This window comes from Campylobacter hominis ATCC BAA-381, assembly GCF_000017585.1.
Classification (GTDB): Bacteria; Campylobacterota; Campylobacteria; order Campylobacterales; family Campylobacteraceae; genus Campylobacter_B; species Campylobacter_B hominis.
In genome coordinates this window covers 1,657,025-1,672,307 of record NC_009714.1, presented here as the reverse complement: position 1 = coordinate 1,672,307, position 15,283 = coordinate 1,657,025, and the positions used below count along the sequence as shown (strand labels likewise).

Sequence of the window (15,283 nt, the reverse complement as noted above, 5' to 3'; positions counted from 1 at the left end):
TTTAAGTCCTTTTTATGTTTTTCTCTAACATATATTGTTTTATTTCTTCGCTGTTCAAAATTTTATCAAATTCGCCTTTGTATCTTATTTCATTTTTGATATCATACTCATTTACTGTTTTTATAAAATTTTGAAAATTTTTATTTTTTTGCGAAAGCTCATCGATGAGACTAAAGTCCAAAAGCTCTTTAAATTTTGCAGGGGCTATGATTTTGCTTTGATCTATATTTTCACTATCCAAACTCAAAACCCCTATGCCAAAACTGAGAGCCGTTTTTGTCATTAGCATTGTCAGTTCTTCATCACTTTCGTCAATATCCAAAGCAACTAAATATCCCTCATTTGCCCAACTTGAGTTGCTAACAGCCTGAAAATAATATTCTCTAAAATTACTAACATTTATTTCTTTTTTTATTTCAAAAGAATAAAATTTTACAGGGATATTTTGAAATTTTTCCAAAAATTTATATGTCTCGTCACTGTTAAATTTCTCAAAACTTACACCGACCATGTCAGGATACAACCATTTATCAAGACCTTTGCTATTTTTTTGGCTAATTTCGTGATAAATTGTCTTAGGCAAGGCATTAAAATTCGGATTTAAGTTTATAAAATATGCAAGAATTGGGTGCAAATCTCTTTCTTTAAATTTAATAGTTTGTGAATCATTATTTGAAGGTTTACTATTTTTTGAAGCCTGTATTTTTGCGCTAATATTAAAATGTTGATCTTTTAACATTATCAAAATCGGTTTTTCCTGCACTTTTTCAAAAATAGTATCGGGGTTATTTTTTAAATCCATATAAATATATGCGCCAAAAGTAGCCCATGGTGTTTTACCTTTGAAATTCAGCTCTTCTGTAAGCCCTAAATTTTCGGCTATTTTATACATTTGACTTGGATTTAACGGCCTTTGTTCTTTTTCTAAAATTTCCTTTGCAATTTCTGTAGCTTTATTCATTCTGATACCTTTTTACATCAAATATATTACAGGCACAATTGTCGGATATTTTTTCAGTTTTCTAAAAATGTGTTTTCTCACGGCTTGACGGATTTTTGTTTCCAAAGTCCAGTGATCAACTAAAATTTCATCTTTTATGTTAGCCAAAAATTGAACTATTACATCTTCTACATCTTTGGCGAATATCTGATTTTGTTTATCACTGACAAGACCGTAGCTAACAACTCTTGCTTGTGTTAGTAATTTTGCATTTTTATCAATTTGTGCGATAATTACGACCATTCCCGCATCGGCTAAATTTTGGCGATGTTTTACGATATCATCTGAAATTTGTTTATTTACTTGATTGTCTATGAAAACCTTGCCGGTTTTTACCGTTTTTACGCGTTTTAGGTATTTTTCGCAAATTTCTACCTGATCGCCGTCGTTCATAAGATATATGTTTCGTTCTTCAATTCCACAGCTCATTGCTGTTTCTTTGTGTTTTACTATGTGATTATATTCGCCATGAACCGGTAAGAAAAATTTCGGTTTTATCAGGCGCAGCATAAGTTTTTGATCTTCGATTGATGCGTGACCTGAGACATGAATTTCGCTAAAATCCTGATATGCCACGCTTGCGCCAGATTTTAACAAGTAATTTAGTACCGTTGATACGCTTGATTCGTTTCCAGGAATCGCTTTTGCTGATATTATGATCTGATCGCCGGGTTTTATTTTTACATATTTGTGTTCATCGGTTGCCATTCTGTAAAGCGCACTCATTGTTTCGCCCTGACTTCCTGTAGTAATGATTAAAATTTCATTATCCGGAAATTTTGAAACTTGATCGGCATCTATAAAAATTTTTTTATCTATTTGTATATAGCCAAGTTCCATTGCGGTAAATAGGTTTCTTTCCATGCTTCTGCCGATTACACATACTTTGCGCCCGAATTTTACAGCTCTTTCGATAGCTTGATATACACGGTGCAAATTTGAACTGAAAGTACTCATTATCACGCGACCTTTACTTTGTGAAAAAATAGAATCAAAAGTCTTGCCGACTGAAATTTCTGATTTTGTAATACCTTCTCTGTGTGAGTTTGTGCTATCGCTCATCAAAAGTAAAACGCCTTTTTCACCGTAATATGCCAAGCGGTGCAAATCTGTAGGATAACCGTCAATCGGCGTGTGATCGATTTTAAAATCGCCCGTGTGGATAATGGTACCGGCTTTTGTAGTTATGGCTAAAGCAGATGAATCGATAATCGAGTGCGTTATATGGATAAACTCAACACCAAAATCACCTGCTTGATAAATTTTACGTTTTTGAATCGGTCTAAAAAAATTTCTTTCGGCTTTTAGTTCATGTTCTTCGAATTTGTTTGAAATCATGCCTAAAGTAAGCGGTGTAGCGTAAATCGGATAGTTAAATTCCTTGAAAAAATATGGTAGTGCGCCGATATGATCTTCATGTGCGTGTGTTATAAAAATAGCTTTGATTTTCTCTTTTATCTTTCTTACATAACTAAAATCAGGTATCACAAGATCCACGCCCAGCATATTTTCATTTGGAAAGCTCATTCCGACATCTACTATGATTGCTGAATTTTCCGTCTCGAAAACAGTCATATTTGAACCGATTTCGCCTAGTCCGCCAAGCGGTGTGATTCTAATTTTAGAATCGCTTCGATTTGCATTTTTTAGTGGATAGAGTCTTTTTTCCTGTATTGCGCGATTTGCTTCAATCGCCTTTTTAGTCGCCTCTTGCCATGGTTCATCGCCAATCAGGCTTTTCGGGATATTTTTATTTTTTTTATGTCTTTTTTTTGACTGATTTTGATTGATTTGCGCTTGATTTTGCTCTTTTATACCTAAATCATTTTGCATATCGCTTTTAGAAGCTCTATTTTGCGGCTTTTTGTGCGGCTTTTTTTGAGATTTTTTATCGCTCGAAACTTCTATATTTTGTTCGTTTTGAGATTTTTTAAGATTTTCTCTATGTCTTTTATGGCGATTTTGTTTTTTTAATCTTACTTCACCATTTTCATTTATTTCGTTCATCTCTTATCCTTAAATTTTTAAAAATTTTAAAAAATAAGGTAAAGTTTAACTCATGAGCCCTTAAATTTGTAGTTAAATCAAGTTTTTCAAAGATAGATTGTAAAATTTCTTTGTCGAATTTTGTCGATAGATTTTTCATTATTGTTTTTCTTGGTGATGAAAAACAAATTTTTAGAAAATTTTTGAAATTTTCATATTGGACGCTATTTTCAAAAATATCATCTATTTTCCGCGTTTTTTTTAGTCTTATGACTGCCGAAACAACTTTTGGAGCAGGTTCAAAACTGTCTGCAGGCACGGAAAACAAAAACTCGCATTTTCCAAAAATATCAGCCAAAACGGAAATTCCGCCAAACTCGCTATCGCCGCTTTCAGCACAAAATTTTTCGGCTACTTCTTTTTGCACCATAGCTACAAAGCCATCACAAAGTTCATCATCAATCGCCTTTAAAATCATATTTGTGGCGACATAATAGGGCAAATTTGCTACCAAAAAATAGTTTTTATTACAAAGCCCGTTTTTCCAAAATTTCAACGCATCTCCAAAAACCAGTTCAAATTTTCTGTTTTCAAGCTCGCATGCAAATTTTGATTTTAGAAATTCTATCAAATCTTTATCTATTTCATAACTTTTAACTTTGAATTTTCTAAGAAGTTCATAAGTTAAATCACCTAAGCCAGCCCCGATTTCTACGATATTTTCAGCATTTTCGGGAATCGATTCGATGATTTTATTCAAAGCATTTTTATCTTTTAAAAAATTTTGTCCAAATTTCTTTTTCGCTATATACATCTTTTGATTTTAACCAAATTTTTCTTATAGATTGATTAAGTAAATTTTGGTTAAAATAGGCAAAAAAAGGAAAATGTGTGAATAATTTTGCAAAAAGAATAATTCCTTGCCTTGATGTAAATAATGGCAGAGTTGTCAAGGGTGTAAATTTTGTAAATCTGATAGACGCTGGAGATCCGGTGGAAGTCGCTAAAATTTATAATGATAGCGGCGCGGACGAACTCTGTTTTTTGGATATTACGGCAAGTTTTGAAAATCGCGACACGATAGTTGAGGTTGTGCGAAATGTCGCAAGCGAACTTTTTATACCTTTGACTGTTGGTGGCGGAATTAGAAAAATAGACGATATTTCGAGATTATTGGAAGCCGGTTGCGATAAAGTCAGTATAAACTCAGCCGCAATAAAAAATCCGAATTTTATAGATGAGGCGGCTAAAAAATTCGGTTCACAATGTATAGTTGTAGCAATTGATGCTAAAAAAACGGATCAAGGCTACCATGTTTTTATAAATGGCGGTAGAGTCGATACGAAAATTGATGTTTTTTCTTGGTCTAAAGAGGTTGAAAATAGAGGTTGTGGTGAAATTCTTCTGACTTCTATGGACAGAGATGGCACAAAAAGCGGCTTTGACAACTATTTGACAGGCAAAGTTTCAAAATCTTTAGGGATTCCTGTTATTGCAAGTGGTGGAGCAGGGTGTATGGAGCACATTCGTGATACTTTTTTAGCAGGAGCTGATGCGGCGCTTGCGGCTTCAATTTTTCACTTTGGCGAGATTAAAATAGATGATCTGAAAAGATATCTGCGCACGCAAAATATTGAGGTCAGATTATGATTATAAGCGCAGGAAAAAATGAAATTTTTAGTTTTGCTAAACCGGTTGGCGTTGGGCTAATCGAAACTGCAATAAATTTAACACAAATTTTAGAGCAAAATAAGGTTAGAAATTTAATTTTTATAGGCACTGCCGGACTTTATAAAAAGGGTGAAATTTTAAAAGTTTATGAGAGTTCGTATGCTGCTAATTATGAAATTTCAGCACTTTTAAGCTTTTCTTATACACCTTTGAATTGTGAAATTTCAGGCAATGTTTCATATGAAACATACAAAGTTAACAGTTCAAATTTTATTACTACGGATAAAAATTCGGCGTTTAAATTTTATGAACGTGGATTTTTTATGGAAAATATGGAGTTTTTCTCTATACTAAAAGTTGCAAATACTTTTAAAATTCCTGCTTATGGAATTTTCGTTTCTACAAATTTTTGTGATGAAAATGCGCATAATTACTATGAAAAAAATTATAAAGAGGCAAAAATTCTGCTTACAAAACATCTGAAATCAAAGGGTTTGATTTGAAAAATTTACTTGATTTTTCGCTTGACGAACTAGGCGAACTGCTAAAACCGAAATTTCGTGCTAAACAAATCTATGAGTGGATATATCACAAAAATGTAGATGATTTTTTGCAAATGAAAAATTTGCCGCTGCAAATGCGTGAAGATTTGGCAAATGAATTTTATATAGGCGGCTTAAACGTATCAAAATGCGAGCAAAGCGTGGACGGAAGTAAAAAGTATCTTTTTGAATTAAAAGACGGCAAAACGATAGAAAGTGTGCTTTTGCCGATGAAAGATGAAATTACGGATGAAAATGGAGAAATTTTACGTCACAAGAGATATACTATTTGCGTAAGTTCGCAAGTAGGCTGTAAAATAGGTTGCGCATTTTGTTTGACAGCAAAAGGCGGATTTGTGCGAAATTTGAGTGCAGGGGAGATAGTAGAACAAATACGTTTAATAAAAAAAATAAACAAAATCCCGTATGAAAGACGAATAAATGTTGTTTATATGGGGATGGGAGAGCCTTTAAATAATCTTGAAAATGTTGCAAAAGCGATTAAAATTTTAATTCAAAATGAAGGGCTGGCAATTTCGCCACGTCGTCAAACTATAAGTACAAGTGGACTTTCAAGTCAAATAAAAAAACTTGGCGAAATGAATCTTGGCGTGCTATTAGCTATTTCACTTCATGCAGTCAATGACGAATTGCGCGAAAAGTTAATGCCGATAAATCGTGCCTATAACATCGCTTCTATTATGCAAGCTGTTAGGGAATTTCCAATTGATTTACGCAAACGTGTAATGTTTGAATACCTTGTGATGGATGGTGTAAATGATAGTATAAATGACGCTAAAACGCTTGTAAGGTTATTAAACGGTATAAAAGCCAAAGTAAATCTTATCTATTTCAATCCGCATATTGGAAGTAAATTTCACCGTCCAAGTGAAGAAAATATGATAAAATTTCAAGATTATCTATCGGTTCACGGCATTACTTGCACGATTCGCCAAAGCAAAGGACTTGATATATCTGCAGCTTGCGGGCAATTAAGAGAAAAAAATTTAAAGGAAAAAAATGACAACGCTTGATATTGTTGAATTGGTTTTTGTTTCGGCAGTCGTAATTTGTGGTTTTGTAGGGATAATTTATGTCGTATTACATGATAAAAAATCATAAATTAAGCGAAGTGCAGGTTATAAAATTTACGGTTTTTGAAAACTTTGCAAAATAGGATTTATTTTACTTATTTGATTTGAAATGTAATAAATAGTAAATTGTTGCAAATATACAGTAGGTCAGCCAAATAAGTTTTGCAAATAAAGTTGTTTGTTTGCTGCCATAAAATTCAAACATACAAATATCATTAGCAGTCATAGCTAAAAATCAAAAAATAATCTACTGCGACAATTCATTAAAAATTACGTGTTTTAAATTATATAAAATTTGTAAATTATAATTAAAATTTTTAAAATAAAAATTTAGACATAAAATTACATAATTTATCAAAATAAAACTTGCTATATTTTAAAGTGTGTAGGCTAAACATTAAAAGCAGTTTTTATTGAAGTTATAAAATTTTGATAATACAGCGCGCTAAAAATATATATTTATAAATTAGATTGCATATTATTAAGGAATAAAAATAAACGTGAGTTGGAAAAAGTTTTACATAGAGATATGGAAATTAATAGATAATTTTGTATAAAAAATTATGGTGCAAACAATACACTTTATTGTTATTTAGCATCTTTTATATATGAAAAATTCTGGCAATCAATTTAATAAATTTTTTAATAATAAAAAAGAAGCTGAAAAATATAGAAATTTTGGTTGTGAATATGGCTATTCGAAGGCATGTTTTGTAGCTGCTTTAGAATATAGCATTAACGGTCAAAAACAGCTTAAAGATAAGTATATGAAAAAATACTGCAAGCTTACAAATTATAAAAGTAGGCTTAATTATAAAGAATATAAATAAAGGCGATGTTTTTGACATCGCCCAGTAGTTAAAATCTCATAAATTTTAACTCAATATTGCCTTTTTTATATTTAAAATTTGAATTAAAGTTACATAAACTTAAACATTTTTTATTAGTTTTTTTTCAAGTTTATTTTCGGTACAGTAACAACATCAATGACACCGATATAGTTTATCAAAAATAATCTGCTCTCATAATACACTACCTGTATTTTTAATAGCATAAAAAAATTGATAAATTTCATAATTCAAGCGTTTCTTTGTTATTCTTTGATATCTGTAATCAGTTTTGACCGCACTGCTTTTTAAGATTATAAGTTAGCATAAAACGTTAAAAAAATAAACGGTTTTTGTTTTTAAAAATTAGATTAGCGGAAAAATTCATTTAAAATTCGAAATAAAATTTTAAATTTTTGTAGCATTTAAAAATTCTTTTTCAAAATCAATTTTGCTTTTTATGTGAAAATTTTCACCTTTAAATTCAAATGAAATTTCAGCTGCGTGCAGACAAAGCCTAGTTGCACCGCTAAATTTCACTCTGTCAAAAATACTTAATTTTTTATCCATAATTGCTTCTGCGGTATATGTTTCAAGTCCATAAAGCGGATCGCCGAAAATTTTATGTTTCATATGAAACAAATGCAAACGAATTTGGTGCTGACGCCCTGTTTTAGGAATTGCTTTTATAATAGTTGCACCGCTTTCGCCTATATTTTCATAAAATTTTAAAGGATAAAATTCCGTAATAGCCGGTTTTCCATCATCTCTTATTCTCATTTTTATGCCGATTTCATCGTCCGAATAAGCCTTGCCGATCGGTTTGTTACAAATGAAATTTTCATTAACGCGTCCTGAAACAAGCGCAAAGTATATCTTTTGCACCGTCTTTTTCTCAAACATATTTTTTAATTCGTCTGCCGATTTCGGATTTTTACTTGCTATTAAAAGTCCACTGGTTTCTCTGTCAAGCCTATGCGCCACATTTGCATTTTTGCCAAAAAGCGTCCAAATTTCATCACAAAGCGAATATTCGCAATGTCTGCCGTTTGGATGAGATAAAATACCGCTTGGTTTATCAAAAACAGCAAAATCGTCATTTTCAAAAATAGGATAGATTCCGCGCGACATACATTCATAATCAATCATAAAAATTTCGCCGTTTAAAATTTCATTTTTAGTGTCTACCGAAACCGGTCCGCAAAAAATTCGTTTTTTGTCGATTAAGCGCTGTGAATCTTTCATACAAAATCCGCAATTTATTAGAATTTCAAAGGCGCGCTTGCCGTCGGCACGACATAAAAATTTTTTAATATAAGGCAAAATTAACTCACTTTTCGATAAAATAATTCCCTAAATTTATATAAAATTTCATTAAAAAAAGGTAAAAAATGGTAGAACGATACGCAAGAAAAGAGATGAGTGACAAATGGACGCAAACAGCAAAATACGCCGCTTGGCTAAAAGTTGAACTTGCTGCTGTAAAAGCGTGGAATAGGCTTGGTTTTATAAATGACGATGATTGCGAAAAAATTGTCAAAAATGCCAAATTCGATACAGCGCGAGTTGATGAGATAGAAAAGACCACAAAGCACGATGTTATAGCTTTTCTTACAAACGTAAGCGAAAATTTGGGCGATGAAAGTAGATTTTTACATTACGGAATGACTTCCAGCGATTGCATTGATACGGCGACAGCACTTCAAATGAGAGACAGTCTTGAAATTATAATAAAAGATATCACGCGCCTAATGGAAGCGATAAAAACTCGTGCTATGGAGCATAAAAAAACGCTTATGGTCGGCAGAAGCCATGGAATTCACGGAGAACCTATAACTTTCGGTTTGGTTTTGGCCGTTTGGTATGATGAAATTTCACACTCTTTAGAGCTTATAAATCACGCCAAAAATATAATTTCAACAGGTAAAATTTCAGGTGCAATGGGAAATTTTGCCCACGCTCCGCTTGAATTTGAAGAAATTACTTGCGAAATTTTAAATCTTACTCCAGCTCCTGTTTCAAATCAAATTATCCAAAGAGATCGTTACGCGCAAGTTGTAAGCGCGATAGCGATTTTGGCGGCAAGTTGTGAAAAAATTGCTGTAAATTTAAGAAGTTTTCAACGCACTGAAATTTACGAAGCTGAAGAATTTTTTAGCCCGGGACAAAAGGGAAGTTCCGCTATGCCGCATAAAAGAAATCCTGTACTTGGTGAAAATGTAACAGGACTATGTCGTATTTTGCGAAGCTTTGTTGCACCTGCACTTGAAAATGTCGCACTTTGGCATGAAAGAGATATAAGTCATAGCTCGGCTGAAAGATTTATTTTACCGGATATGTTTATAACGGCTGATTTTATGCTAAATAGACTTGCAGGACTTATTGAAAAACTGCTTGTTTATCCTGAAAATATGATGAAAAATTTGAATCTTACCGGTGGGCTTGTGTTTTCTCAAAGGATACTTTTGGAACTTCCTAAAAAAGGAATTTCTCGTGAAGACGCTTATAAAATCGTACAACGAAATGCTATGAAAGTTTGGGGCGATTTGCAAGATGGAAAAGAGGCGATAGACGAAAAATGTCATAGTTTATTTTTACAAAATTTGCTAAACGACGTGGATTTGAAAAAATATTTAAGCGAAGCTGAAATAAAAGCGTGTTTCGATTATGACTACTACACAAAAAATGTAGACAACATTTTTGCGCGAGTTTTTAAATAGCGGAATTTAAAATGACGTGCAGATTTTTAAAACATATGAAATTTTAAAGTAAAAGGATAAAAATGAATACATTTTTAATCATTGTGATTATTTTAGTTATCGTGATTGTAGCAATCATCAGTATTTATAATACTCTTGTAGCAAAGAAAAATCAAGTAAGCAATATTTCAGCAGGCGTTGATACACAGTTAAAAAAGCGATATGATCTTATTCCAAATCTTGTAGCTGCCGTAAAAGAGTATCTAATTCACGAAAAAGAAACCTTACAAAAGGTTACGGAACTTCGAAATTTGGCAATGGCTGCTAAAAATAACGGAGAAAAATTCGAGCTGAACAATCAAATTTCAAAATTGCTTGGAGGAATTTTTGTAGCGGTTGAGGCATATCCAAATCTAAAAGCTAATGAAAACGTGCTTCATTTACAAAGGACTTTGACTGAAGTCGAGGAACAATTAAGTGCGGCAAGACGCGCATACAACTCAAGCGTTATGGATTATAACAATGCTTGCGAAATGTTTCCTACAAACATTGTAGCTTCGCTCTTTAACTTTGAAAAACGTGAATTTTTCGAAGCGAGCGATAGTGAAAAAACTACGCCAAATGTGAGCGAACTTTTCAAAAAGTAGAATTTTGAAAAATTATCTGTTTTTACTTGGATCTGTTTTCGTGCTTTTTCTATCTTATAAAATGTGGAAAGAGCACGATATAACAGGTTTTATGATCGCCACCACTTCGTTTTTTATAGTTTTTGGAGTAAGTGTGTGGCGAATTTTTAAAGGTAAAAAATGAATGAGCAAAATTTGGGAAACGTTCAAAGCTCACAAAATTTTACAAATCAAAATTCACCAAATTTTAATCAATCTCAAAATTTTAAAAATTTATCAAAAAACTCTAAAATAGATGAAAACTCACCGAAATTTGCAGGAATTTCATCAATCAGCCTTGCACTTTTAGAAAAAGAGCGCCAAAGAGTAAATGCGAAAATTGCAAAATTAAAATTATTTTGTTTAATTGTTTTCGGTTCATTTATTATATGGTTGATTTTAAATAGTAAATCGGATCATGTCGGCGAGTATACAAGTTTTATTTTATTTGGCGCATTTGCTTTTTACAATTGGCGCAAAGATGCAATTACGCGTAGTATCAGGTCAAAATTTAAAGCTGAAGTCGTTTCAAAAATAATAAAAGATATAAATCCGCATTTTGTTTATATTCCGCATATGCATATCAGCGAAAACGAATTCAGCAAAGCCAGAGTTTTTAAACTGAACGGCGGAACTTTTGACGGAAACGATTTAATAAGCGGTAAAATTGACGGTGTAAAATTTAAAATGAGCGATGTAAGTTATACCGAGATTAGAAGAGAAGGACGCAATACAAAACAGGTTACTATTTTTAAAGGTATCGTTTTTATTGCGGATTTTTATAAAAATTTCACTTCTCATACGATTGTGGCAAACTCAGATTATGCAAAACCTGTCGGAAAGCGTATAAAAATAGACAACATGGATTTTAACAATCGTTTTAAAATTTATACAAACGATGAAATAAACGCTTTTTATCTGTTAAGCCCAAATTTTATGGAACGTTTTTTATGGCTTTCCAATAATGTAAGTTATTATATCGATGCGGCTTTTGTCGGCAATAAAATTTATATTTTCATTGATAACAAAGAAGATAATTTTGAAATCAATTTGGATACAAAGCTTACCGATATCAGTACTATTTACGCCACTTATAAATTCAGCCTTGAAGTGTTTTTCAATATTATAAAAGATTTAAAATTAAATCTTGAAATTTTTAAAACGGAAGCCGAAAATGGATGAAATTTTAAAACTTGAAAAACTTAGAAAATCCATAATTGCAAAATATAAAATTTATCGTATTTTAGCGGCGTTTAGTGGCGGAATTTTGTCTTTTCAGTGTATTCTTCCAATATTTTTTGACTCGCGCAAAGGCATTGCTTTTATGTATTTTTTAGCTTTTATAGGAGTCTTTTATATTTTTTACAGTGTTACTTTTAAAAATTTAAAAGAAAAAGGAAGTAAAGAATTTAGAGATAAATATAAAAATATGTATATCGCGCCGTATGTCAAAAAACTTGGTTTTAAATATGACGTTTGGGGATTTGTAAATGCCACTGACATTATAACGTCTCGCATATTTCCAAGTTTTTCATTTCAAAACGGAAATGATAAAATTTCAGGCGATATTGACGGCGTGCATTTTGAATTTTCCGATTTGATTCTGCAGGATGAAAGTACGCGAAATGGAGAAAACGATGAAATTTTCAACTGGATGCTTGGCAGAAGCGACGGATATGATTATCATGTAAAAGATACACTTTTTAAAGGTATTTTTTTTGTAGCAGATTTTTTTAAGCGAATAAACTCTCATACTTTGGTAGTTTCAAATCCAAGTAGTGCCGGAACTGAAGGATTGAATAAAATAAATATGGATAACACGGAGTTTAATAGAGAATTTTTTGTATTTAGCGATGATTTACAAAACGCGATGTATATTTTATCTCCAAGTTTAATGGAAAAAATTTTACTTTTAAAAAAGCAGATGAAATCGGACATCGCGATAAGTTTTATAGGTACTAAAATTTTTATACGAGTTGATAGAGAATATGACAGTTTCGAGCCCGATGTAGATAAAAAAGTCATTACAAATAATCTTGATAAAACGATAAAAAAAGATCTGAACGCATTTTTAGATATTGTTAAAATTTTAGGATTAAATACGAAAATATGGATAGCCTGAAAATGAGTGAAATTTTGAAGCTTGAAAAACGTCGTAAAAATTTGGTTTTGAAATTTGCTGCTTATATCACTGTTTCAGCTATTTTAATATATTGGTTTTTACGGTTTTGTGTATATTTTTACACTATCAGCAAAGAAGAGCTGGATTTTACGAGCGATAATAATATTATGTTTTACGTGGTTTGTATCGTAGCTTATATCATTGTGCACGGATATTTTAAATTTTCAGTCGACACTATAAGTTATGATTTGCGCGATTTTCGCAGCGCTTATAAAGACGCTGTTTTAAAACCGTTTATAAAGCAGCTTGGTTTCAAATATGAAAAATACGGTCACGTGCACGCGCTAAATTTAATTTATAGTGAGCTTTTTAGCAGCGGATTTGACGTACAGGAAGGAAATGATTTTATAAGAGGCACAGCTTCAAATGTGCGTTTTAGCTTAAGCGATATCGTTCTTAGCGATATGAAATATAATTTTCTTAAAGATCTGTTTTTCGGGTATAATTTTTCGTTGCGAAAAAAGCGCCTTCTTTACGGGCTGTTTTTTGAAGCGAATTTTAATCGCGCGATAAACTCGAATACACGCATTTTTTCAAAAAAGCTTATAAATTTTCAAAATTTCAAACTTAAAAAAATAAAGATGGATAATACGGATTTTAATAAAATTTTCGATGTTTTTACGGACGATAAGATAAATGCAAATTACATTTTAACGCCAAAATTTATGGAAAATTTGACAAAAATCGCAAAATTTGCAAGACATGATTTTAGAATGAGTTTTAAAAATGATCGCGTGTTTATGTTTTTCAATCAAAACCGCGATAGTTTCGAACCGAATATGTTAAAAAGCGTGAATAACAGGAAAAATATCAACGAAATCAAGCGCGAAATTCTGGCTGTCATAGGCATAATAAAAACGCTTGAACTCAATAAAAAAATTTGGATTTACGGAGGTGAAGATGAGCTTAACCGGTTATGAGATGAAGGCAAAAAAGCTGCTTGAAACAAAAGAGAAAAAACTTATGAATTTATATATTTTTTTACTTATTTTTGCTTTGATTTTGTTCTTTTTAGTCGGCGGTTTTAAAAACACTTTAGTTGTTTTGCTTATTTTTTGTACTTTAATTGTTTTACTTTTTGTCGCCAAAAATGCGGTTTGTAAAGATTTTGAAGCTAAAATGAATGAAAATTTCGACAATGAATTTTTAACTTCGGTTGCTGGAAATTTAGGACTTTTATTTCAACCTTTCGGTGGATTTTTTATTGAAGATTTTGATGATTTCAGCGAATTTAAAGGTGCGGCAAATATTTTGGAATCCAACAAACATTTTTCCGGCGAATTCGGCACAGGAAGCGTGAAATTCGGCGATGCTGTCTTAATACGAAATTATAAAAAAGAAAAAGCCTATTTCGGCGTTTATAAATTTTTCTCCGTTGCAAGTAAAATTTTGCCCGCTGTAAATAATGCTGATATCGTATTTAACGGCTTTTTGGGCGAGTTTAAAGGAAAAAATTTTAATTTTGAAATGATTATAAAAACAAAAGGAAATTTTGCCGTTACAAATCTGAAAATGTTAAAAAGTGTAAATGATGTCTTTGAAATTTATTCAAACGATGAACAAAAAGCAGTTTCTGTTTTTAATAAAATTGCATCTAAATTAAATATTTTGCTTGAAAATTTTATATGCGAAATTTCGCTATATCTTAAAAAAGATAAAATTTTAATCGCCGTTGAAAACAGTGAAATTTTAAAAGCTGAGAGTAAAAATTCACGCGAACAAAAGAGTAAAAATGCAAAATTTGAGCAAAATTTAAAAATTATGATGGAAATTTTTAATCAAATGTAGAAAAATTAGATTTTATTTCGATAAACTCATTATAAAATGAGATGGTTTAGAAAAGCCGGTTTTTGAAAATGCTGTAAAATTCTCATGAAAAATTTTAAAAACAAATAATTATATATACATTATTTCGCAATATCATTAAACAATAATTATATAATAATCTTTAAAACTTATTACAAAAGGAAATGAAATAGATATTTCTGAAATTTCACATAATACACAGGAAAGTGAAATTTTACTGAAAAACGGTATAATGTTTGAAGTTTTAAATATAAAAAATTAATAGATAAAGGCGGTAAAAAATGGATGATAATACACCTGAAATCGATATAAGCGATTATTTAGTGAGTTCGAGTTTATATCCGCCACGTTTATTTATGGAGCAGGAATACAAAAATACGGATGAATATTGTGATTTCAGAGAAAATTTAAGATGTGTCTTTTATGACGATTTTGTAGATAAATATTTAAATTTGGAAATCATAAAAGATTTTGATATTTTAAAAAAATGGGTAACTGAAAATGCAAAATGCAGAGACGGATTAACCATACTAAAAAAATGCGTCATCTTTATTTTAGTGATAGCGAATAATTTTACAAAAAAATATTTTAGCATTTTTATTTTGGTGTCTTTTTTGGTGCCTTTTTAATTTTATAATCATTTAAAATTGTTATATAGCGCATTTTAAACAGCTCAATTCAAATCCATCCTCTGCAACCAACAGTTTGAAAAAGTAATCAAAATTAATCAAAAGTAATCAAAGCAAACTTCCATAAAATCGACACTTGATATCCAAAGTAATCAAAAGTAATCAAAAGTTTAAAAAAGTTA

15 protein-coding genes are annotated in these 15,283 nt (G+C 31.3%); 11 read left to right on the top strand and 4 right to left on the bottom strand.

Annotated features, from left to right (window positions below):
* Position 1: 1 nt before the first annotated feature.
* The 3 genes from CHAB381_RS08170 to rsmA are packed head-to-tail and all read right to left on the bottom strand — an operon-like array spanning position 2 to position 3,800.
* On the bottom strand, positions 2-961 hold the full coding sequence (locus CHAB381_RS08170) for an HTH domain-containing protein (RefSeq protein ID WP_012109567.1): 960 nt from the start codon (positions 959-961) through the stop codon (positions 2-4).
* 12 nt (positions 962-973) lie between these two features.
* Positions 974-3,007 carry a ribonuclease J gene (locus CHAB381_RS08165; RefSeq protein ID WP_012109566.1) on the bottom strand — a complete coding sequence of 678 codons (2,034 nt, stop codon included), beginning with the start codon at positions 3,005-3,007 and terminating at the stop codon, positions 974-976.
* Positions 2,991-3,800, bottom strand: a complete 810-nt coding sequence (gene rsmA, locus CHAB381_RS08160; protein ID WP_012109565.1) for a 16S rRNA (adenine(1518)-N(6)/adenine(1519)-N(6))-dimethyltransferase RsmA — start codon at positions 3,798-3,800, stop codon at positions 2,991-2,993. The genes CHAB381_RS08165 and rsmA overlap by 17 nt, the downstream gene beginning before the upstream one ends.
* A gap of 77 nt (positions 3,801-3,877) precedes the next feature.
* Between rsmA and hisF the strand changes: the two genes are divergently transcribed.
* From hisF to rlmN, 3 genes are read left to right on the top strand one after another with little or no spacing between them, the layout of a single operon-like run.
* The gene (gene hisF, locus CHAB381_RS08155) at positions 3,878-4,636 is read left to right on the top strand and encodes an imidazole glycerol phosphate synthase subunit HisF (protein WP_012109564.1); all 759 of its coding nucleotides are present in this window, start codon (positions 3,878-3,880) and stop codon (positions 4,634-4,636) included.
* Complete coding sequence (locus CHAB381_RS08150; RefSeq protein ID WP_012109563.1) at positions 4,633-5,160, top strand: purine-nucleoside phosphorylase; 528 nt, start codon at positions 4,633-4,635, stop codon at positions 5,158-5,160. Before hisF ends, CHAB381_RS08150 begins: the two co-directional genes overlap by 4 nt.
* Entirely contained in the window at positions 5,157-6,233 is a 1,077-nt protein-coding gene (gene rlmN / locus CHAB381_RS08145) for a 23S rRNA (adenine(2503)-C(2))-methyltransferase RlmN (RefSeq protein WP_012109562.1), read from the top strand. The genes CHAB381_RS08150 and rlmN overlap by 4 nt, the downstream gene beginning before the upstream one ends.
* A gap of 1,295 nt (positions 6,234-7,528) precedes the next feature.
* Here the strand turns inward: rlmN and CHAB381_RS08135 are convergent.
* On the bottom strand, positions 7,529-8,443 hold the full coding sequence (locus tag CHAB381_RS08135; RefSeq protein WP_012109560.1) for an RluA family pseudouridine synthase: 915 nt from the start codon (positions 8,441-8,443) through the stop codon (positions 7,529-7,531).
* Between the two features lie 68 nt (positions 8,444-8,511).
* Between CHAB381_RS08135 and purB the strand changes: the two genes are divergently transcribed.
* The 8 genes from purB (at position 8,512) to CHAB381_RS08100 (ending at position 15,101) form a co-directional block, all read left to right on the top strand.
* Positions 8,512-9,840 carry an adenylosuccinate lyase gene (gene purB / locus CHAB381_RS08130; protein WP_012109559.1) on the top strand — a complete coding sequence of 443 codons (1,329 nt, stop codon included), beginning with the start codon at positions 8,512-8,514 and terminating at the stop codon, positions 9,838-9,840.
* 62 nt (positions 9,841-9,902) lie between these two features.
* Positions 9,903-10,466, top strand: a complete 564-nt coding sequence (locus CHAB381_RS08125; protein WP_012109558.1) for a LemA family protein — start codon at positions 9,903-9,905, stop codon at positions 10,464-10,466.
* Between the two features lie 4 nt (positions 10,467-10,470).
* Positions 10,471-10,629, top strand: coding sequence for a hypothetical protein (locus CHAB381_RS08795; protein WP_012109557.1), 159 nt, complete (start codon positions 10,471-10,473; stop codon positions 10,627-10,629).
* Positions 10,626-11,666, top strand: coding sequence for a DUF3137 domain-containing protein (locus CHAB381_RS08120; protein WP_012109556.1), 1,041 nt, complete (start codon positions 10,626-10,628; stop codon positions 11,664-11,666). Before CHAB381_RS08795 ends, CHAB381_RS08120 begins: the two co-directional genes overlap by 4 nt.
* On the top strand, positions 11,659-12,606 hold the full coding sequence (locus CHAB381_RS08115) for a DUF3137 domain-containing protein (RefSeq protein ID WP_012109555.1): 948 nt from the start codon (positions 11,659-11,661) through the stop codon (positions 12,604-12,606). Before CHAB381_RS08120 ends, CHAB381_RS08115 begins: the two co-directional genes overlap by 8 nt.
* Positions 12,607-12,608: 2 nt before the next feature.
* Positions 12,609-13,586, top strand: coding sequence for a DUF3137 domain-containing protein (locus CHAB381_RS08550; RefSeq protein ID WP_049752846.1), 978 nt, complete (start codon positions 12,609-12,611; stop codon positions 13,584-13,586).
* Complete coding sequence (locus tag CHAB381_RS08105) at positions 13,567-14,454, top strand: hypothetical protein (RefSeq protein ID WP_012109553.1); 888 nt, start codon at positions 13,567-13,569, stop codon at positions 14,452-14,454. The genes CHAB381_RS08550 and CHAB381_RS08105 overlap by 20 nt, the downstream gene beginning before the upstream one ends.
* Positions 14,455-14,753: 299 nt before the next feature.
* Complete coding sequence (locus CHAB381_RS08100; protein WP_012109552.1) at positions 14,754-15,101, top strand: hypothetical protein; 348 nt, start codon at positions 14,754-14,756, stop codon at positions 15,099-15,101.
* Positions 15,102-15,283: the final 182 nt, after the last annotated feature.

What these genes read in the sequence shown, in the direction of transcription:
- CHAB381_RS08125 (WP_012109558.1), top strand. Translation starts at nt 9,903, where the DNA reads ATGAATACATTTTTAATCATTGTGATTATTTTAGTTATCGTGATTGTA.
- CHAB381_RS08150 (WP_012109563.1), top strand. Translation starts at nt 4,633, where the DNA reads ATGATTATAAGCGCAGGAAAAAATGAAATTTTTAGTTTTGCTAAACCG.
- CHAB381_RS08120 (WP_012109556.1), top strand. Translation starts at nt 10,626, where the DNA reads ATGAATGAGCAAAATTTGGGAAACGTTCAAAGCTCACAAAATTTTACA.
- CHAB381_RS08550 (WP_049752846.1), top strand. Translation starts at nt 12,609, where the DNA reads ATGAGTGAAATTTTGAAGCTTGAAAAACGTCGTAAAAATTTGGTTTTG.
- CHAB381_RS08100 (WP_012109552.1), top strand. Translation starts at nt 14,754, where the DNA reads ATGGATGATAATACACCTGAAATCGATATAAGCGATTATTTAGTGAGT.
- CHAB381_RS08165 (WP_012109566.1), bottom strand. Translation starts at nt 3,007, where the DNA reads ATGAACGAAATAAATGAAAATGGTGAAGTAAGATTAAAAAAACAAAAT.
- rsmA (WP_012109565.1), bottom strand. Translation starts at nt 3,800, where the DNA reads ATGTATATAGCGAAAAAGAAATTTGGACAAAATTTTTTAAAAGATAAA.
- purB (WP_012109559.1), top strand. Translation starts at nt 8,512, where the DNA reads ATGGTAGAACGATACGCAAGAAAAGAGATGAGTGACAAATGGACGCAA.
- CHAB381_RS08115 (WP_012109555.1), top strand. Translation starts at nt 11,659, where the DNA reads ATGGATGAAATTTTAAAACTTGAAAAACTTAGAAAATCCATAATTGCA.
- CHAB381_RS08170 (WP_012109567.1), bottom strand. Translation starts at nt 961, where the DNA reads ATGAATAAAGCTACAGAAATTGCAAAGGAAATTTTAGAAAAAGAACAA.
- CHAB381_RS08105 (WP_012109553.1), top strand. Translation starts at nt 13,567, where the DNA reads ATGAGCTTAACCGGTTATGAGATGAAGGCAAAAAAGCTGCTTGAAACA.